The sequence below is a fragment of the Romboutsia sedimentorum genome, from assembly GCF_030131845.1.
GTDB classification, from domain to species: Bacteria; Bacillota; Clostridia; order Peptostreptococcales; family Peptostreptococcaceae; genus Romboutsia_D; species Romboutsia_D sedimentorum.
In genome coordinates, this window is the sequence record NZ_JASKYM010000002.1 from 348,711 (window position 1) to 366,321 (window position 17,611).

At 26.6% G+C, this 17,611-nt stretch carries 19 protein-coding genes; 14 read left to right on the forward strand and 5 right to left on the reverse strand.

The features are described 5' to 3' along the window. The first annotated feature begins 49 nt into the window (after window positions 1-49). The 6 genes from QOZ84_RS06840 (at window position 50) to QOZ84_RS06865 (ending at window position 3,768) form a co-directional block, all read left to right on the forward strand. Entirely contained in the window at window positions 50-637 is a 588-nt protein-coding gene (locus tag QOZ84_RS06840) for a site-2 protease family protein (protein WP_284132209.1), read from the forward strand. A gap of 26 nt (window positions 638-663) precedes the next feature. Beyond that, a complete protein-coding gene (locus tag QOZ84_RS06845; RefSeq protein WP_284132210.1) occupies window positions 664-1,386 on the forward strand; it encodes a segregation and condensation protein A in 723 nt (240 codons plus the stop codon). Between the two features lies 1 nt (window position 1,387). Beyond that, window positions 1,388-1,930 carry an SMC-Scp complex subunit ScpB gene (gene scpB, locus QOZ84_RS06850; RefSeq protein WP_284132211.1) on the forward strand — a complete coding sequence of 181 codons (543 nt, stop codon included), beginning with the start codon at window positions 1,388-1,390 and terminating at the stop codon, window positions 1,928-1,930. A gap of 120 nt (window positions 1,931-2,050) precedes the next feature. After that, window positions 2,051-2,695, forward strand: coding sequence for a DUF2953 domain-containing protein (locus QOZ84_RS06855; protein ID WP_284132212.1), 645 nt, complete (start codon window positions 2,051-2,053; stop codon window positions 2,693-2,695). After that, window positions 2,646-3,089, forward strand: a complete 444-nt coding sequence (locus QOZ84_RS06860; protein WP_284132213.1) for a spore germination protein GerW family protein — start codon at window positions 2,646-2,648, stop codon at window positions 3,087-3,089. Before QOZ84_RS06855 ends, QOZ84_RS06860 begins: the two co-directional genes overlap by 50 nt. A gap of 238 nt (window positions 3,090-3,327) precedes the next feature. Next, the gene (locus QOZ84_RS06865; protein ID WP_284132214.1) at window positions 3,328-3,768 is read left to right on the forward strand and encodes a MarR family winged helix-turn-helix transcriptional regulator; all 441 of its coding nucleotides are present in this window, start codon (window positions 3,328-3,330) and stop codon (window positions 3,766-3,768) included. 167 nt (window positions 3,769-3,935) lie between these two features. Here the strand turns inward: QOZ84_RS06865 and QOZ84_RS06870 are convergent, their stop codons facing one another. Beyond that, on the reverse strand, window positions 3,936-4,589 hold the full coding sequence (locus tag QOZ84_RS06870; protein WP_284132215.1) for a TMEM164 family acyltransferase: 654 nt from the start codon (window positions 4,587-4,589) through the stop codon (window positions 3,936-3,938). Window positions 4,590-4,809: 220 nt separating this feature from the next. On the opposite strand from QOZ84_RS06870, the gene QOZ84_RS06875 reads away from it, so the two are divergent. Beyond that, window positions 4,810-5,769, forward strand: a complete 960-nt coding sequence (locus QOZ84_RS06875; protein ID WP_331496532.1) for a 2Fe-2S iron-sulfur cluster-binding protein — start codon at window positions 4,810-4,812, stop codon at window positions 5,767-5,769. Window positions 5,770-5,780: 11 nt separating this feature from the next. Then, window positions 5,781-6,794 (forward strand): FAD-dependent oxidoreductase, encoded by a 1,014-nt coding sequence (locus tag QOZ84_RS06880; RefSeq protein ID WP_331496533.1) that lies wholly within the window; start codon window positions 5,781-5,783, stop codon window positions 6,792-6,794. Here the strand turns inward: QOZ84_RS06880 and QOZ84_RS06885 are convergent. The 3 genes from QOZ84_RS06885 to QOZ84_RS06895 form a co-directional block, all read right to left on the reverse strand. Further along, complete coding sequence (locus QOZ84_RS06885) at window positions 6,753-8,399, reverse strand: recombinase family protein (RefSeq protein ID WP_284132217.1); 1,647 nt, start codon at window positions 8,397-8,399, stop codon at window positions 6,753-6,755. The genes QOZ84_RS06880 and QOZ84_RS06885 overlap by 42 nt on opposite strands. Before the next feature lie 106 nt (window positions 8,400-8,505). Then, a complete protein-coding gene (locus QOZ84_RS06890) occupies window positions 8,506-8,988 on the reverse strand; it encodes an ImmA/IrrE family metallo-endopeptidase (protein ID WP_284132218.1) in 483 nt (160 codons plus the stop codon). Between the two features lie 43 nt (window positions 8,989-9,031). After that, window positions 9,032-9,433: a helix-turn-helix domain-containing protein gene (locus QOZ84_RS06895; protein ID WP_284132219.1), complete on the reverse strand. Its 402-nt coding sequence runs from the start codon at window positions 9,431-9,433 to the stop codon at window positions 9,032-9,034. Window positions 9,434-9,783: 350 nt separating this feature from the next. Here QOZ84_RS06895 and QOZ84_RS06900 point away from each other — a divergent pair, with 350 nt between their 5' ends. The 3 genes from QOZ84_RS06900 to QOZ84_RS06910 all read left to right on the forward strand — a co-directional run bounded on the left by QOZ84_RS06900 (window position 9,784) and on the right by QOZ84_RS06910 (window position 11,127). Further along, on the forward strand, window positions 9,784-10,047 hold the full coding sequence (locus QOZ84_RS06900; protein ID WP_284132220.1) for a helix-turn-helix transcriptional regulator: 264 nt from the start codon (window positions 9,784-9,786) through the stop codon (window positions 10,045-10,047). A 29-nt stretch (window positions 10,048-10,076) separates the two neighbouring features. Then, window positions 10,077-10,895, forward strand: a complete 819-nt coding sequence (locus QOZ84_RS06905; protein ID WP_284132221.1) for a phage antirepressor KilAC domain-containing protein — start codon at window positions 10,077-10,079, stop codon at window positions 10,893-10,895. Window positions 10,896-10,959: 64 nt separating this feature from the next. Continuing rightward, a complete protein-coding gene (locus QOZ84_RS06910; protein WP_284132222.1) occupies window positions 10,960-11,127 on the forward strand; it encodes a hypothetical protein in 168 nt (55 codons plus the stop codon). A 142-nt stretch (window positions 11,128-11,269) separates the two neighbouring features. Here QOZ84_RS06910 and QOZ84_RS06915 read toward each other — a convergent pair whose 3' ends face one another. After that, window positions 11,270-11,527 carry a hypothetical protein gene (locus QOZ84_RS06915; RefSeq protein ID WP_284132223.1) on the reverse strand — a complete coding sequence of 86 codons (258 nt, stop codon included), beginning with the start codon at window positions 11,525-11,527 and terminating at the stop codon, window positions 11,270-11,272. Window positions 11,528-11,772: 245 nt separating this feature from the next. Here QOZ84_RS06915 and QOZ84_RS06920 point away from each other — a divergent pair, with 245 nt between their 5' ends. The 3 genes from QOZ84_RS06920 (at window position 11,773) to cas9 (ending at window position 17,610) form a co-directional block, all read left to right on the forward strand. After that, a complete protein-coding gene (locus QOZ84_RS06920) occupies window positions 11,773-12,741 on the forward strand; it encodes a DnaD domain protein (RefSeq protein ID WP_284132224.1) in 969 nt (322 codons plus the stop codon). Continuing rightward, on the forward strand, window positions 12,701-13,429 hold the full coding sequence (locus QOZ84_RS06925) for an ATP-binding protein (protein WP_284132225.1): 729 nt from the start codon (window positions 12,701-12,703) through the stop codon (window positions 13,427-13,429). Before QOZ84_RS06920 ends, QOZ84_RS06925 begins: the two co-directional genes overlap by 41 nt. A 227-nt stretch (window positions 13,430-13,656) precedes the next feature. Beyond that, a complete protein-coding gene (gene cas9, locus QOZ84_RS06930; RefSeq protein ID WP_284132226.1) occupies window positions 13,657-17,610 on the forward strand; it encodes a type II CRISPR RNA-guided endonuclease Cas9 in 3,954 nt (1,317 codons plus the stop codon). The last annotated feature ends 1 nt before the right edge of the window (window position 17,611 follow it).

Sequence of the window (17,611 nt, forward strand, 5' to 3'; positions counted from 1 at the left end):
TTATTAATTGGTATAATAATATTAAAATTGTAATTTAGGAGATGTATAAATGAATATAAGCAATATATTAGTAAGTTTAGTAGCAATAGCAGTGGCTATATCTGTTCATGAGTTTGGACATGCATATGCAGCACATTTATTAGGGGATGACACTGCTAAGATGGAAGGTAGAATGACACTAGATCCTGCAAAACATATAGACCCATTAGGTCTTCTTATGATGGTAGTTGTTCATATAGGATGGGCTAAACCAGTTCCAGTAAATCCTAATAACTTTAAAAATTATAAAATAGGAAATATATTAGTATCATTATCGGGTGCAATAGGAAATATACTTGCAGCTATCTTATGTGTGGTAGTTATGAAATATGTTAGAATGGATGCTATTTCAACAATAGCATATACAACATTAATGTATAATGTGGGATTTGCAGCGTTTAATTTACTTCCTGTACCTCCGCTTGATGGATGGGGAATAGTATCATCGTTCATACCATATAAATATAATGAAATGATTTATAAATATGAAAGTATTAGTTATCCTATATTATTAATTTTAATATTTACAGGAGTATACGGAGTAATAGTATCGCCAATACGTGATGTAATAATGAATATAGTATGGATGTTTTATTAAAATAGTATAAATTAAAGGATGATTAAATGAAATATAACATACAATTACAAGTGTATGAAGGTCCTCTAGACTTATTATATGACTTGATTTCTAAACATAAAATAGATATAAAAGATATATCAATAATAGATATAACAAAGCAGTATATAAAGTATATAGAAATGTTAGAAAAAATGGATTTAGAAATAACTAGCGAGTTTATAACAATGGCCTCAAAGCTTTTAGAAGTGAAATCAAAGTATTTGTTATTTAAACAAAAATCTGATGAAGAAGTAGAAGATCCAAGATTAGAACTTATGGAACAACTAGAGGAATATAGAAAGTTTAAAATAGCAGCTGAAAATCTAAAAGATAATATTATTTATATAGATGAATTATATTATAGAAAAAAAGAAGAGATAATTATTGATGAAAAAGTAAATTTAGATGAGATATCGATAGAAGCTATAATGAAAATACTTCCTCATATATTAAAAGTAAAAAAGATAGAAGAAGAAGCAAGTGATGAAAAATTAAATAAAATAGTAAGAGGAAGAATTGTATCAGTAGAGGAAAAAACAAAATACATAAGAGATATAATAAAAGAAACAAATGAAATACAATTTACTAAAATAATAAATACATCTGATAAAGATGAAATAATCGCTACATTCTTATCTATATTAGAATTGATAAAATGTAGGGAAATAACAGTAGAACAGAATATTTTCTTTGATGATATAATAATAAAAAGAAATTCGGAGTGGTAAAATGAAACGTAGCGAAATAAAAAGTATTATAGAGGCAATTATGTTTGCATATTCAGACCCTATAAGCATTGAGGAATTAAATAATATAATTAACGAAGAATTATCAAGAAAAGAAATAGAGTTCATGCTAAACTCATTGATAGAGGAATATAGGGAAGATAATAGAGGGATACAAATAATAAAATTAGAAGATAAATATCAAATGACTACAAATAAAGATTATTCTGATTTTATAAAAAAAATATTAGAGCCGAATAAGAAAAAAAGTTTAAGCCAGGCTACTTTAGAGACATTAACTATAATAGCTTATAAGCAACCAATAACAAAAGTTCAAGTAGAAGATGTAAGAGGTGTAAAGTGTGATAGAGCTATACAAACTCTTTTAGAAAATGAATTAATAATAGAAGCAGGTAGACTTGATAAAATAGGTAAACCTATAATCTATAAAACTACAAATGAATTTTTAAAGTTATTAAGCATAGAAACATTACAAGATTTACCTAAGTTAGAAAATAATGAAGAAGAAAACAATCAAAATAGTTAATTAAGATAGATTACTTTTTAAAGGTAATCTATTTTTTTGTACTTATAAAAAATACTTTGTTATTTAAAATAAATTTCAATAATAAGTATACATACCTATTATTTGGAAAATAATAATACTATGAGATACAATGATATATTTGTAGTTAATATTTTATTGATACTATGTATAGGGGGTTTAATAGTTTTTATTAAATCATCTTTAAATTTAGTATTCACAGTAAATGTAGAGAACAGTGATATATTTGTTAAACTTAATGTTAAATACTTATTAAACTTAATAAATATAAAAATAAATATTTACCCAAAATTAAAGAAAAAAATTGAAACATATAAAAATAAAAAGGAGAATATAGAAAAAGAAGTAAATAGGAAAATAAATAAAAAGGATATAAAAAAAGAAGATATTAAAAAAATTTACAGCTTAATGAAAAGAATTAAGATATATGAAGTATATAGTGATATAGGTTTTGGAAATCAAAATGTTGTTTTTACAAGTTTTATACATTTATTTATAAATACTATATATGGAAATTTAATTAATTTAAGTAATGCTGAGAAAATATATTTAAGCGTTAATCCTAATTTTACAAAAAATTACGTAGATTCAAATATAAAAATACATATAAAACTAAAAATTAAAGACATAATAATAATATGTGTAGCATTATTTAAAATTTATAAAAAAATAAAGAAAAATAAGAAGGACGGTGGTAATGGTGAAATCAACAGGAGCAATTCAAAGTCTTATGGAAACAACATTTGATACAATTAAAGGCTCAATAGATGCCAACACTATAATAGGAGATCCTATCCAAGCTGACAATACTGTAGTTGTACCAATATCAAAAGTAACTATTGGATTTGGAATCGGAGGGGGAGAATACTCAAAGGGATATGATAAAAGTAAACTAAAGGAAAAAAGAGAAGAAACTGAAGATAATAATTTTGCAGGAGGAAGTGCAGGTGCAATTTCAATACAACCAGTAGCTTTTGTAGTAGTTGAAAATGGAGAAACAAGACTTATGAGCTTAGATAACAGTATTAATATGGTAGACAATATATTGGCAGTTACTCCAAAGGTTATAGAAAAAATTCAAAATTTATCTAAAAATAATGATAAAAATAAAAGCAATAATAAAAATAAAAAAAATATATAATAAAAAACTATTTATAGGCTATTAAGTATATAGCTTATAGATAGTTTTTTTGTTATATATTTAAATTAATGTAATATTTAAAAAATTTCATACTAGCTTAAGATAATAAAGTTTTAAATTAAAACTATTTAAATAGATAATAATATATATATATAGTATAATAAAAATTAATATAGATTAAATAAAGATAATTAAGAAGTATTTAAATTTAGAATACTAATATTTTGAGGTGAATATTATGGAAAATAGAGAAATTTCGGTTTTGATGATGGAAAATATGAATCATTTGAGTAATTTAATAAAAATTGTAAATGATGAAAGAAATAGCTCAGAAAAAATTCTTACAGAAAGACAATTCTTTGCATTAGTGAGCATCAGAAAACACAAAAAGATAGAACTTAAAAATTTAAGCAAAGATTTATATGTATCAACTTCAAGCTTATGTATATTATTAAACAAATTAGTGGAACAAGAGTATGTTTATAGGGAAGAAGATACGAAAGATAGAAGAAATACTTTTTATTGTATAAGTGAAAAGGGAGATAGAATAGTAAAAGCAGAAATAGATAAATTTTTAGGTATAATCGGAACTAAAGTAAATAAATTAGATATAAATCAAAAAGAAAAATTATTTAATTGTTTGAGTGAAGTTAACCCAATGATAAAAAAATTATTTTAAGTATGAAAGTTAAATTAATAGATTTATAAAATTAGATGTAAAAATAAAATTACTTAATTTAACAAATTGTGCTACAATTAAATAGCCTAAGATTTTTATTTTCTTCTTACGTAATAAAATTGAAAATAAAGATAATTTGCTCGCTAAAAATAGCGAGCTTTTTTTATTTATCTTTTGAATTTGAAAATTTCTTTATCAGAAATAAAAATAGGTATATATACAGCTGTAGTTATTAAAAAGAAAACTAAGATACCTGTTAAATTTAATTCTGAAAAACTATAAGAATAATTAGCAGAAGTAATAATATTCAATAATAGTATAAATGAAAAATAAAGTATACAAGCAATTAAATTATCTCTTATAGCATATTTATTAATCTTGAATTTTCTAACCTCAATCATGTAAACATTAGCATAAATCAACAAAACTTTAGAAAATATAAATAAGAAGTAAAGTATATTAGGGAACCTATAAGGAATCTCTTTAAATAAAATTATCTCTCCTATAGAACAAACTAAACTCCAAGAAAAAAATACATTAAACAAGTGGTATTGCTTAAAAAACAATATAGCAATACAAATATAAGCACAAAACCTACTAATCCCAATAGGAAGCGAACTTGATGTATTATAATTTCCCATTGAAATTATTGAAACTTGTTCAAATACTATCTCTAAAATAATTAACCAACAAATTATTTTTTCAATAATATAACTATAAGGTAATAAATTTTTAGTTAGCCTATTACAAAAATACATAAATATAGCAAAAATAAATAATATTATTAAATGTTCTCTAGAAAAAAGAAACGTATTAGTCATAAAATTCTCCCCTGTAAATAAATTTTTACATATTTTATTTCAAAAATTTTAAATTGATATAATCACTATATAATATAATATATTTTAAGTTTTTTTAAAATAGAATTAACAAAAATATACAAACTTAATAATGCTAGTGTAACAAAATAAATTTTAAATAATAAATTAATACTATATAGATAAAGACATTTGAAAATATCATTATGAGGAAGTGAATAAGTTGAAGAAAGCTAACATTCAATTATGTGCTGATGCAGGAAGCAAGTATTGTCCATGTCACCTTGCGTACTCAGGGGATTGCATAAAGTGCCCAATTATACGTGGAGAAAAAACTTGTGACTGTTTATGGCAAGGAGTTTGTGTTTATAGTGAACTTAAACATAGCCAAAATACACCAATGTGTGAAAGAAAAGAAAGTTTATGTAATATAAAGGAAGTAAAAGACTTAGACAGTGATATATTTTTAATGAAAATACAAGTACCTAAAGACATGATAAGGGATTTGTGTAGTCCAGGTGCATATGTATTGATAAAAAGTAAAGATAAAAATAGCGATATATTTAATACTCCAATATCTGTTATGGATGTAGATATGAAAAGTTGTATTTTAGAAGTTGTAGTTAAATCAAGAGGAATTAAAACTAAAAATATAATAAATTTTGATCAAGTCTGGGTTAAAGGTCCATATTTTAATGGTATATTTGGAATAAAGCAAATTAAAGGGGCTTATAAAATTAATACAGTTGTAGTATTAAATGGATTATCTCAAGTTAATTCTATAAATATTATAAAAAGATTATTAGAAAATAAGAACAATGTAGAAGTATTTATTAACAATAAAGCAACTGTATTACAAGTAGTAATAGATAAGTTGATAAACCTAGGTGTAAATATTTATGAGACGGATTTGAATAAAGATAAAGACTTTTTAATTGATTATATAAGAAGAAACGACGTGGCATTTGTATATAGTGGAGGCTCTGACTTATTTAACAAATATGTAATGAATATTGTAGACTCAGTTGATGAAAACATAAATCTGGCTGTTTCAAATAATAATTTAATATGCTGTGGAGAAGGTGTTTGTGGAGCTTGTACTATAGATGTAAATGGACAGAAGGTAAAGTCATGTAAGGCTCAAATTGATAGTCGGGATTTTTTGAATTCTAGGAATTTATAGGGGGAGTAAGTATGCCAAAAGTAGTTGTAATTGGAGGGGGATGGGCAGGATGCGCATCTGCCATATCTGCTAAAAAAGCAGGAGCTGAGGTTGTTATATTAGAAAAAACTGATTTATTATTAGGGCTTGGAAATGTTGGAGGAATAATGAGAAACAATGGTAGATATAGTGCTACAGAAGAAGCAATTGCCCTTGGAGCTAAAGAACTATTTGAAATCACTGATAAATATGCTACTCATGTGAATATAGATTTCCCAGGCCATAATCATGCAACGATTTATAACGTAACTAAGATAGAAAGACCTGTTAGACAAAAAATTATTGATATGGGAATAGAAGTTAAATTTTTTAGTAGGGTCGTAGATGTTGAAATGGAAGATAAAAAAATAGTTTCAGTTATACTTGAAGATGGAGAGAAAATAAAGGGTGATGCTTTTGTAGAAACAACAGGTTCTTCAGGACCTATGGGCAATTGTACTAAGTATGGTAATGGATGTGCTATGTGTGTTTTAAGATGTCCTTCTTTTGGGGGAAGAGTTAGTATAAGTAGTAGGTGTGGTGTAGAAGATATGATTGGAAGAAGAAATAATGGAGAGTACGGCGCATTTAGTGGATCAATGAAGTTATTAAAAGAATCTTTAAGTGAAGAAATACAAAAAGAATTAAATGAAAAAGGATGTGCAGTAGTTCCACTTCCAGAAGAATTGAAAAATGAAGAAAAATTAGATATAAAGGTATGTCAGCAATACGCATTACCTGCTTTTTCTAATAATATTGTTTTAATAGATACAGGTCATGCAAAACTTATGAGTCCATTTTTCAATTTAGAAAAATTAAGATTAGTACCTGGGTTTGAAGGAGCTTTAATTGTTGACCCATACTCAGGTGGAAAAGGAAATTCTATTAGATATTTGTCTGTAGCTCCAAGAGATAATTATATGAGAGCTAAAGGTGTTGACAACTTATTTGTTGCAGGAGAAAAATCAGGGTTTTATGTAGGGCATACAGAACCCATCCGTATCTAAACACAAACTATTACCCCCGAAGTGCGACCCATCAATTCCATGGTAAAATATTCTAATCTCACCCAAATCACCATCCCAAGTAATCCTATCAACAACAGAACTCAAAAGCAACTTCTTCTCTTCAACGCTCGCATCATCAACAAGCTTATTAAACTTATTCAAATTATCAACAATTAAATCAATATTAAGCATCTCAAGTTCAACACTATTACTAACCTCGCTAACCTCATCCATTTTACATTTCAAAGCATCAACCTCTAAACTTAGCTTCTCAATCTGAACAATAATATACTTAGAAGCGGAACTACCTGCATTTTCACTAAGATTAATCACAAGTTGCTCAATAGCTTTCTCCTTGCTTTCAATCTCCAGTTGAATATCTGTATTACTTTTAGGCTTAACGCTCTTAAAACTGCTTTTAACCTTTTCATATTCACTAATTAGAACATCCTTATCAGTAACCTTTATCTTATCAAGAACAAAGCTCTCAATCTCTTTACCATTAACATTACAATTAGAACAATTATACATAGTATACTTCTTGTTGCACTTATAATAATAAGATTTAACTTTATCATCACCTTTGCCATAAGAAGAATAAGTTAAAATCATAGCACTACCACACTTAGCACATTTTAAAATTCCCGATAAAATACCATTTTTACTAGAACCAGTTCTACAACCTTTTTTACTTTGCTTATCAACTATTCTTTGTATATCAAGCCAAATAATATCGTCAATAATTCCATTATGCTTTGAAACTGCATAAATCCAATTACTTTTATCAACTTTCTTACCGTTTCTATTTTTACCATAAGTTAAATAACCACATCCATTATAATCCCCTGTAACAAAAATTTCATTTAGCTTAAAGTAATCGTGAATAAATTTACTAGATTTAACATAAATAGGATTAGTTAAAATATCTTTAACCATAGAAGGAGTAATAGTACCGCCATTTTTACCACAGATACCACTTTTATATAAATACTCACTAACCTTAGTCAAAGAGCGAACTTCTAAAAACTTGTTATATATATCATTAACAAGTTCTATTTCTTCTTCATTAACTTTTAAAATATTGTATTTATGCTCCTTGCCATCTGAAATATAATTTACGACTTCATTATCATAACCAAGAGGAAGCTGTCCTCCAAGCCACTTACCATCTTTAGCAAGTTCTCTCATATTATCACGAACACGTTCTGAAATAGTTTCTCTTTCAAGTTGAGCGAAAACACTTGAAATAAACATCATAGCCCTGCCCATTGGAGTAGTAGTATCGAATTGTTCTTTGATTGAAATAAAGCCAATGCCAAGAGACGATAAATCATCAATTAAAGATGAGAAATCAGCAACGTTACGACTTATTCTATCAAGTCTATAACATATTATAGTATCAAACTTTTTAGCTTTAGCATCTTCAATCATTTTAGTAAACTGAGGTCTATTAGTATTTTTACCAGAAAAACCTTCATCTTCATAAACTAAAAAATCACTAACTCCGATATTTTTTCCATAGTCCATACACAATTGAATTTGGTTTTCTATAGACTCACCTTTACCTGTAAACTTAGATTTTCTTGAATATATTGCAACTTTCATATATTTCACCTCCTACAAATTAATAACTAGTATATATAAATATATGATGCAAAAACAAAATTAATCATTATTAAATAGAGTTTGTTTCTGCAGCATAAAGTTATGATTAAGCATAGTTTTTGAAGGTGAAATTAGATTTATAAAGACTGTTGTATTTATATCTAACAAGTTCAACGGAAACATACTCAGATTTAGCTATTTCATGAGCTGAATAACCTTGATAGTTGTGACAGATATTGTCATCTAAAAGTAATTCTGCTGCAAAAATATTAGCTTCATTTTCATATTTTTGAACAAGATTTTTATTATATTTCTCCAAAGTCAAAGTATCTACATCTGGATGAAGTATAGCGTGACCTAATTCATGAGCATAAGTTATATTTCTCTCATGCTCATTGAGAGTAGAATCTATAAGTATAAATGCAATTCCTTCTGATTTGAAATAGCATCCATCAGGTAATTCATCTGCAATATCCTGTGCAAAAAATGCAGGAACTATATTTAGTTCCTTTATTATTGTTAATGGATTACAACTCTCATATTGATTTTTAATTCTTTTAACTTTCTCCCTTATGTCTTTGTAACACACACCACTCGCCCCTTTATATAATCTTTAAGTGCTATGTATATAGCTATTTTTTGTTTTGTTCTTCAAGGGCTAACAGCATCCCCATTTTTATAGCTGTTAACACACTATCTATAGCTTCTTTAGAAGCTGGTTTTCCAGAGAAACTTATTCCTTCTCTTCTTATTTTCTTTTCAGTATTAGCTATTATGGTCTCAAGATCTTCTTCAGATTTATCACCTAAACCTTGTCTTTTGAAATTAATATCATCAGTAAGGCCAAGTAAATAATCAGTAGATACTCCAAGCGCATCTGCTAATAGTGCAACAACCGCAGCTTTAGGTTCTCTTATTTCATTTTCATATCTAGAAAGACTAGCTTCTGTTATATTAGCCTTTTTACATAATTCTTTTTGGTTAATATTTAGATAACGTCTAGCTCTTGAAATTCTTTTTCCTATACTTTCCAAGTTGAACACTCCTTTGGATTTACGTTTTATAAATCCTTAATTTTTTACAGTAAAGGATAAATTACATTAATTAAACATTTTATATAAACATAATTTTTTCATACTGCTTTTTAATAAAATCATATTTTTATATATTTAAAAACATTTTTTCTTAATTTAATAATAGCATGGAATTACCAAAAATAAAATAAAAATGTATAAACGGTAATGAAATAAAGAAAAAACGGTAATTAATTAAAAAAATTACCGTTAAGTAATTGACATGAATATTAACCAAGTATATTATTAAATTACCGAAGTGCAAGAAAAGTATAAGCACAAAAAACAAAATATATATGGGGAGTAAACAAATGGGACTTAGATTACTAAAAGCAAAAAGAGCACTACTTGGATTAACTCAAAATGAAGTAGCTAACATGATGGGGATAAATTGTAAAAGCTACAACTTTAAAGAAAATGGTAGAGTTGGATTTTCATTAGATGAAGTTATAAAAATAAGTAGTGCCCTAAACCTTAGTTTAGAGGATGTTAATGATATTTTTTTACACATAAACTTACCAAAAGGTAATAAAACTGATTTAAATTATGCTTCAAATAACTTTAAAAAAAGGTAAGTTATTGAAAATAAGGGGGAATAGTTAAAATGGAAAATTTAAGAGTATTTGCAAATAAAGAGTTTGGTCAAATTAACGTTATTTTGGTAAATAACAAAGAGTATTTTGAAGCAATAGAAATAGCACAGATTTTAGGATATTCAAATCCAAGAGATGCAGTAATTAGGTTATGTCAAAAAGAGGGGGTAGTGTTTTCAGACGTGGGGGTAGTCACAGGAAAAAGAACTGATAATACGGATATAGTTCAATACGTTAGTAAGAAATTCATAGATGAAGGTAATATGTATAGACTTATTATGAAATCAAAATTACCAAGCGCTATAAAATTTGAAAAATGGATAATGGATGAAGTTATACCAAGTATAAGAAAAAATGATGTATATATGAGTGATGATGTTATCAATAAAACTTTGCAAGACCCAGATTTTATAATACAAATGGCAACTAAGCTTAAAGAGGAAAAGCAGCAACGAGCCTTGGCACAACAAAGAGCACAAATTTTAGAAAATACTATAACACTAGATAAACCATATACAAACTTTGGGAGGAGTATAGCAGCTTCATGTGATGCAATAACTATAGGTCAGTTTGCTAAGGTCCTTAATAACAATAATATAATGATTGGAAGAAACAGACTTTTTAGCTTTTTAAGAGAACAGGGATATCTTATTAAAAGTGGTAAAGAGAAGAATATGCCAAAGCAAGCTTATGTTGAGCAAGGATTATTTAAAGTATCTGAAAGTGTAGTAAATACTATGGAAGGAGAAATTCTTTCAACTACAACACTTGTAACTGGAAAAGGGCAAATGTATTTTTTAGAAATTCTAGAAATCCTATTTATAAACTAAATTAAGTGTTTATGTATAGGACAAATTTAATACCTCATAAGTTTAAATATGAGGAGGGGAAGCTATGATAGAAAGAGTTACGCTCGTTGAAGGAAAAAAAGTAAAGAGAGTTGTTGAAGTATTTGAAGATGAAAGACATGTAGAAGCTTTAAAGTCTAGAGCAACTTTGATAATGCTTAAAAATAGATTAGAAGAAATTATGAAAGATAAGGATAAAGCTGAAAGTACATAAATACAGTTTATGAAACTAAAGATATGCCAAAAGTTGATTGGTTTAAGCTTATCCTGGGGATAGAAAGATTACTTTGAAAAATTAAAAAAAGAACACCATGAGATAGTAGAGAAATACTTGAAAGCTACTATATCAACAGTGTTTAGAAATTAGAAAATAAATTTACAGCTAGTACTATAATTGTGGAAGCCAGTATTATACCAGTTAGGATCAACGTAAAGTCTACCTTGCCAGTTTTTTTATAATTAGCCAGAGATTTATTTATATCAGGAATCCAAGCGATAAGAACTCCAAGTTGTAGAAATATGGGATTATAAAAAAATAAATATGAAATAAGAAACATAAGTCCTACTACCGTAAATATAGTGAACTTACCATCCATAGAAAAGAATTTTTTCAAAGTAAAACCTCCTATAAGTTAATAATTTAATTATAGGGTTAATTTACAATTTTTACAATAAAGAAGATAAAAGCAATGGCATAGCTTTAAATTAAAGTTATGCTTATATGTGCTCAATTTGGACAAGCTTACTTAAATATAAGGTGAATGAAGTGTTATATATTATTAGTTAAAAATATAGAAGATGATAAAGTAGTTTTAAATTAAGAGTTGTGTAATTCATAATAAAAGTAGGGGGATTTAATATGGCAGTTTACAGACATATACATATAGATTATTGGCAAGACGGTTTTGTTTTAGATTTAACACCAGAGGAGAAGTATTTCTACATTTATTTAATGACTAATAGTAAGACAAGTCAATGTGGAATTTATGAGCTTCCTAAAAGAATTATAGAAACTGAAACTGGATATAACAGAGAAACTGTAGAAAAGTTACTTAAGAGGTTTGAGGATTATAAAAAGATTGTTTACTGTGAAGGTAGCAAAGAGATATTTTTGGTCAATTGGATTAAGCATAATAAAATTGCAAGTCCTAAAGTTAAAAAATGTATTGAAAAGGAACTTTCAAATGTTAAAAGCAAAGAACTTATAAATCTATTTTTGATAGAGTGTGATAAGTATAGATACAGTATGGATGATTATATTAAAAATTTAAATACCACTATGGATAGGGTATCTATACCCATACGTGAAGTTGATTTCAATTTAGAGGACCACTATAGGGAAAAAGAAAAACAAAAAGAAGAAGAAAAATATAAAGAAAAAGAAAAACAAAAACTGTGTGATGATTTAGATTATAAAGATAACTATAAAAATGGTGAAGAAAATAGTATAGGTAAGTTTAAATTATTATATGAACAAAATGTAGGGTTGATAAATGGAATTGTAGCACAGTGGTTAATAGAATTGTGTGAGACTATAGATTATAAATTATTCAAACGAGCTATAGAAATTGCTACTGATAAAGGCAAGTGCAATAAAGGATATATTAATGGGATTTTAAGACAATGGAGTGATAATAACATAACTTGTATAGATGATTTGTGTGCCTTTGAGGTAGGTTTGAAAAATAGGGGTGATAGTGATGGAAAGTATAAATGTGAGCCTACAAAATCTAAATATGCCAGAGAGCTTGAAGATGAGGATGAAGGACTTTATAGAAAACCAACAGATGAAGAAATTGAAGCAGTCAAAAGAAAGTTTGAATTGTAAAGAATTAAGTTATAGTGAGTATAGGTGTGATAAGTGTAGAGATTTGACTTTTATTATAGATGATGGAGTAGCTTTTCCTTGTGAGTGTAGGGCGGTTAGGGAAGCTGACGATATTTTAAAAAAGAGTGGGGTGAGTTTTGAGTTTAGGAAAAAGAGGTTTGATAATTTTAATTATGATTATGATGTTCAGACTGTAAGTGCTTATGGGAAGGCAATTAATTATGTTAAGGATTTTAAAAGTATTGAGGGCAGTTGTAATAATTCTATTATTTTTATGGGGCAGGTGGGTAGTGGTAAGACTCACTTAAGTCTTGCTATTGCTAATGAACTTATGGATGATGGTGTGGGTGTTTTGTATATGAGTTATAGGGATGTTATAACTAGGGTTAAGCAAAATATTATGGATGAGGTTTATTATCATAGGGTGATGAATAGGTACAAGAATGCTAGGGTGCTTTTAATTGATGATTTGTTTAAGGGGAAGCTGAGTTCTAGTGATATTAATATTATGTTTGAGATTGTTAATTACAGATATTTTAATAATTTGCCTGTGGTAGTTAGTACGGAGAAGGGGTTTGAGGAGTTGATTGATATTGATGAAGCTGTGGGGAGTAGATTAGTTGAGATGTGTAGTGGGCGCTTGGTTGAGATTAAGGGGAAGAGGTTGAATTATAGGATATATGGATAAATAGTGTAGTATTATAGGTGGTTTTATACATCTGAAAGAATTTTTTGCTATAATTAAATTATAAAATAAAAAAAGTTGCTTTTCGAAGCAACTTTTTAATCCTCTAAAGGATGGTCTTAATAAAAAGACAATTAGTCTAAAGACTTATTTTAACTTTGTTATGTTATTTTAGATGGTATTAACATCTACTAATATTATATTACTTTTAAAAGGGGAGTGCAAGTAAATTGAATAAAAATTACAATATAGGGCTAGACATAGGTACACATTCTGTTGGATGGGCAGTGACAGATGATGATTATAATTTATTAAAGTTCAAAAAGAAGAATATGTGGGGAGTTCGTTTATTTGATGAAGGAGAAACGGCAGAAGCTAGAAGAATAAATAGATGTAGTAGAAGAAGACTTAATAGAAGAAGAGAAAGAATAGTTTTACTGCAACAGTTATTAGGTAAAGAAATAGAAAAAGTAGATAAATCATTTTTTATAAGGTTAAAAGAGTCTTTTTTAAATTTAGATGATAGACAAGATACAGTAAATAAATCAAATTTATTTGTAGGTGAAAATTACTCAGATAAAGAATATTATGAACAATATCCCTCTATATATCATTTAAGAGAATCACTTATAGAAAATCCTGAAAAAAGAGATATAAGATTAGTGTATCTTGCACTACATCATATAATTAAATACAGAGGAAATTTCCTTTATGAAGGGCAAAATTTTGAAAATATTACAGATAATATATCAGAAACTATGCAAGAGCTAATAGAGGAAGTACGTAGATTAGAAATAGCAGATATAAAATTAACTACAAAACAAATACAGGATATAGTAGCAGATAAAAATAGTAGTAGGCAAAAGAAAGTAGACTTATTAATTAATAATGATAAACTAGCTAAAAATGAGCTGAAAAATATATTTAATGGAGTAGTTGGCCTAAAAGTAGATTTGAGAAAAATATTTAAAGACATAGTGTTTGATGAAGAAATTAGCTTTAAGTTTTCTGATGATGATATAGAGGAAAAAATGGATAAAGCAAGTGTTATATTAGGGGCTGATTGTATTTTGCTTGAAATAATGCAAAAAATATATAGTTGGTCAGTGCTTGGAAGTATATTAAATAAACATAAGTATATATCTTGTGCAAAGGCTGATTCTTTTGAAAAATATAAAACAGAATTAAGTATGATAAAGAAATTAGTACTTCATTATGATTATAAATTATATAATGAAATATTTAAATCTAAAGAAGAAGGAGCTAACTACCAAACTTACATAAAAAATAAAGATAAAAGTATTAAAAATAAGACAGCAAAAGAACTATTTTATAATAAAGTTAAGCTATTTATTGAGAATAACCTAGAGGATAAGTACTTGATACAAGAAAAGAAAGATATTTTAAAAAAAATTGAGAATGATAATTTCTTAATTATACAAAATACGAAAGATAATTCATCTATACCATATCAATTAAATGAATTAGAACTTATAAAAATATTGGAAAATCAGAGTAAACACTACACTGATATAGAAAAAAATAAAGATAAAATATTAAAACTTCTAAATTTTAGAGTACCTTATTATGTAGGACCATTAAATGAAAAAAGTGAATTTGCTTGGGTTCAAAGGGTAAAAGGCATGGAAAATGAGAAAATCTATCCTTGGAATATGCATAAAATAGTAGACATAGATGCTTCAGCAGAAAAGTTTATAAAAAGAATGACTAATAAATGTAGTTATATATTAAAAGAAGATGTATTACCTAGAAATGCATTATTGTTTTGTGACTATATGTATTATAACGAAATAAATAAGATAAGAGTTAATGGTAAAAAATTAGATAAAGAGCATAAAGAAGATCTAAGAGAAAAAGAATTTTTAAGAAAAAAAACAGTATCAGAAAAGGATATAGCAAATTGGTACAAAAATAATCACCAAACTATATCTGGAGAATGCAAAGTAGAGGGACTACAAGGAGATAAAAAAGCTGCATCATCATTAGCGCCATACATAGATTTTATAAATATATTTGGTGAGGTAAATTCGTCTAATAGTAAAATGATAGAAAATATTATAGAGTGGATAACTGTATTTGAAGATAAAAAGATAGTGGAAAGTAAAATAAGTAAAGAGTATCCTCAAATCGCTGTAGATGAAGTCATAATGAAGAAAATAAAGAAATTAAAATACAAAGGATGGAGTAGACTTTCTAGGAAACTTTTAAATGAAATATATACTGTAGATTCATATCAAAGAAAAGAAACCATAATAGCTATTTTAAAAGAAAGTAATCTAAACTTTATGCAAATTATAAATGACAAAAAACTAGGATTTGATAAGAAAATAAAAGAAGAAAATAAATTAAAAGATACATCTAAAATAACTTATGATAATTTAATAAAAGATTTGCAAGGTTCACCTAAAATTAAAAGAGGCATATGGCAAAGTATAAAAATAATTGAGGAGATAGTAAAAATAAATGGTGGCTATCCTAAAAATATATTTATAGAATTTGCAAGAGAAGATGGAGAGTCTAGAAGAACTAATACTAAGAAAAATAAACTAGAAAAATTATATGCACAGCTAGCTAGTATAGAAAAAGGTTACATAAATGAAGATGCACAAAAACTATTGAAAAATAAAAATACAACTGTAGATAATAAGAGAAAGCAATTATACTTCATGCAGCTTGGTAAGTGTATGTATACAGGAGAACCATTAGAATTCAGCAATCTTAATTTATACGAAACAGACCATATTATATATCAGTCTCTAATAAAAGATGATAGTATAGATAACTTAGTTTTAGTTAAAAAGATTGAAAATCAAAATAGATCTAATCAAGTTATGCCAGCTAAATTTGTACATAAGAATATTCAAATTTGGTGGGAATACTTAAAAGATAAAGGACTTATAAGTAGTAAAAAGTATAATAACTTAACAAAGCGTGAATTAAATGGATATGAGGAACAAGGATTTATAAATAGACAATTAGTTGAAACTAGACAAATATCAAAACATGTAACTAATATATTAATAAATTGCTATGAAAAAGAAGGAACAAAGGTAGTCCCAGTAAAGGCTAATTTAGTAGATGACTTTAGAAAACAGTTTGATATATATAAAAATAGAGAAACAAACGATTACCATCATGCAAAAGATGCATTTGTTACAAGTGTAATAGGAAACTATATACTAAATAGATTTCCTAGTTTAGAAAAAGAATTTGTATATGATGAGTATAAGAAATATAAGTCATATGACAACAATAGAATGAATAGATATGGGTTTATTTTAGGTTCAATGAACAATACATACAAAAAAGATGAAAGAATAATGTGGAAAGAAAATGAATCTATAAATAAGATAAAGAAACAGTTAAATTACAAGGATTGTAATATTACAAAAAGAGTTTGTGAAAATAAAGGGGAATTATTTAATATAACAATAAGACCTAAAATAAAAGAAAACAAAAAAGTAAAAAATCCGATTCCTATAAAAAATAATTTAGACCCTAAAAAGTATGGATATTATGAAAGTGAAAAGATTGCATATTCATCAATAATACAACATAAGAAAAACAATAAAATAGTTAAATCTTTAGTTGAAGTTCCGATTAGATATAGTAATCAAATTGGCAATTCAAATGAAAAGCTTAAATATTATTTTGAAAATGTTAAAAAAATAGAAGATGTAAAGATAATTAAAAGTAAAGTATTTAAAAATCAATTATTTAAAACTGAACAAGGGCTATTTTATTTAGCTTCAACAACAGAATGGCACAATGCAAAGCAATTACTCCTTAGCAAAAACTATGAAGAGATAGTTTATAAGATGAATAATAATAAATATAGTAAAGAAATTAGTGATGAACAATTAATAAATTTATATGAAAATATAATAGAAAAAATAGATGAACATTACAAGATATATTCTAATGTAATAAAAAAAATAAAAGCTAAAAAAGATATATTTGTAGAATTATCAAAAGAAGATAAAGTAAAATTAATTATACAATTATTAAATCTAACAAAAGCAAATGCTCAAAAGGGTGATATGAGATTAATTGAAGAATCAAAAGAATTCGGGAAATTAAATGGAAAAAATATGAAAATAGAAGATACGACATTTATATATCCATCAATAACAGGACTTTTTGTAAGGGAGGAAAGATACTAAG

Bases quoted from the DNA above. Each gene is read 5' to 3' on its own strand.
- QOZ84_RS06845 (WP_284132210.1), top strand. From the start codon at position 664: ATGAAATATAACATACAATTACAAGTGTATGAAGGTCCTCTAGACTTA.
- QOZ84_RS06860 (WP_284132213.1), top strand. From the start codon at position 2,646: ATGGTGAAATCAACAGGAGCAATTCAAAGTCTTATGGAAACAACATTT.
- QOZ84_RS06925 (WP_284132225.1), top strand. From the start codon at position 12,701: ATGAAGAAATTGAAGCAGTCAAAAGAAAGTTTGAATTGTAAAGAATTA.
- QOZ84_RS06900 (WP_284132220.1), top strand. From the start codon at position 9,784: ATGGGACTTAGATTACTAAAAGCAAAAAGAGCACTACTTGGATTAACT.
- scpB (WP_284132211.1), top strand. From the start codon at position 1,388: ATGAAACGTAGCGAAATAAAAAGTATTATAGAGGCAATTATGTTTGCA.
- QOZ84_RS06905 (WP_284132221.1), top strand. From the start codon at position 10,077: ATGGAAAATTTAAGAGTATTTGCAAATAAAGAGTTTGGTCAAATTAAC.
- QOZ84_RS06870 (WP_284132215.1), bottom strand. From the start codon at position 4,589: ATGACTAATACGTTTCTTTTTTCTAGAGAACATTTAATAATATTATTT.
- QOZ84_RS06910 (WP_284132222.1), top strand. From the start codon at position 10,960: ATGATAGAAAGAGTTACGCTCGTTGAAGGAAAAAAAGTAAAGAGAGTT.
- QOZ84_RS06885 (WP_284132217.1), bottom strand. From the start codon at position 8,399: ATGAAAGTTGCAATATATTCAAGAAAATCTAAGTTTACAGGTAAAGGT.
- QOZ84_RS06880 (WP_331496533.1), top strand. From the start codon at position 5,781: ATGCCAAAAGTAGTTGTAATTGGAGGGGGATGGGCAGGATGCGCATCT.
- QOZ84_RS06855 (WP_284132212.1), top strand. From the start codon at position 2,051: ATGAGATACAATGATATATTTGTAGTTAATATTTTATTGATACTATGT.
- QOZ84_RS06865 (WP_284132214.1), top strand. From the start codon at position 3,328: ATGGAAAATAGAGAAATTTCGGTTTTGATGATGGAAAATATGAATCAT.
- QOZ84_RS06920 (WP_284132224.1), top strand. From the start codon at position 11,773: ATGGCAGTTTACAGACATATACATATAGATTATTGGCAAGACGGTTTT.
- QOZ84_RS06840 (WP_284132209.1), top strand. From the start codon at position 50: ATGAATATAAGCAATATATTAGTAAGTTTAGTAGCAATAGCAGTGGCT.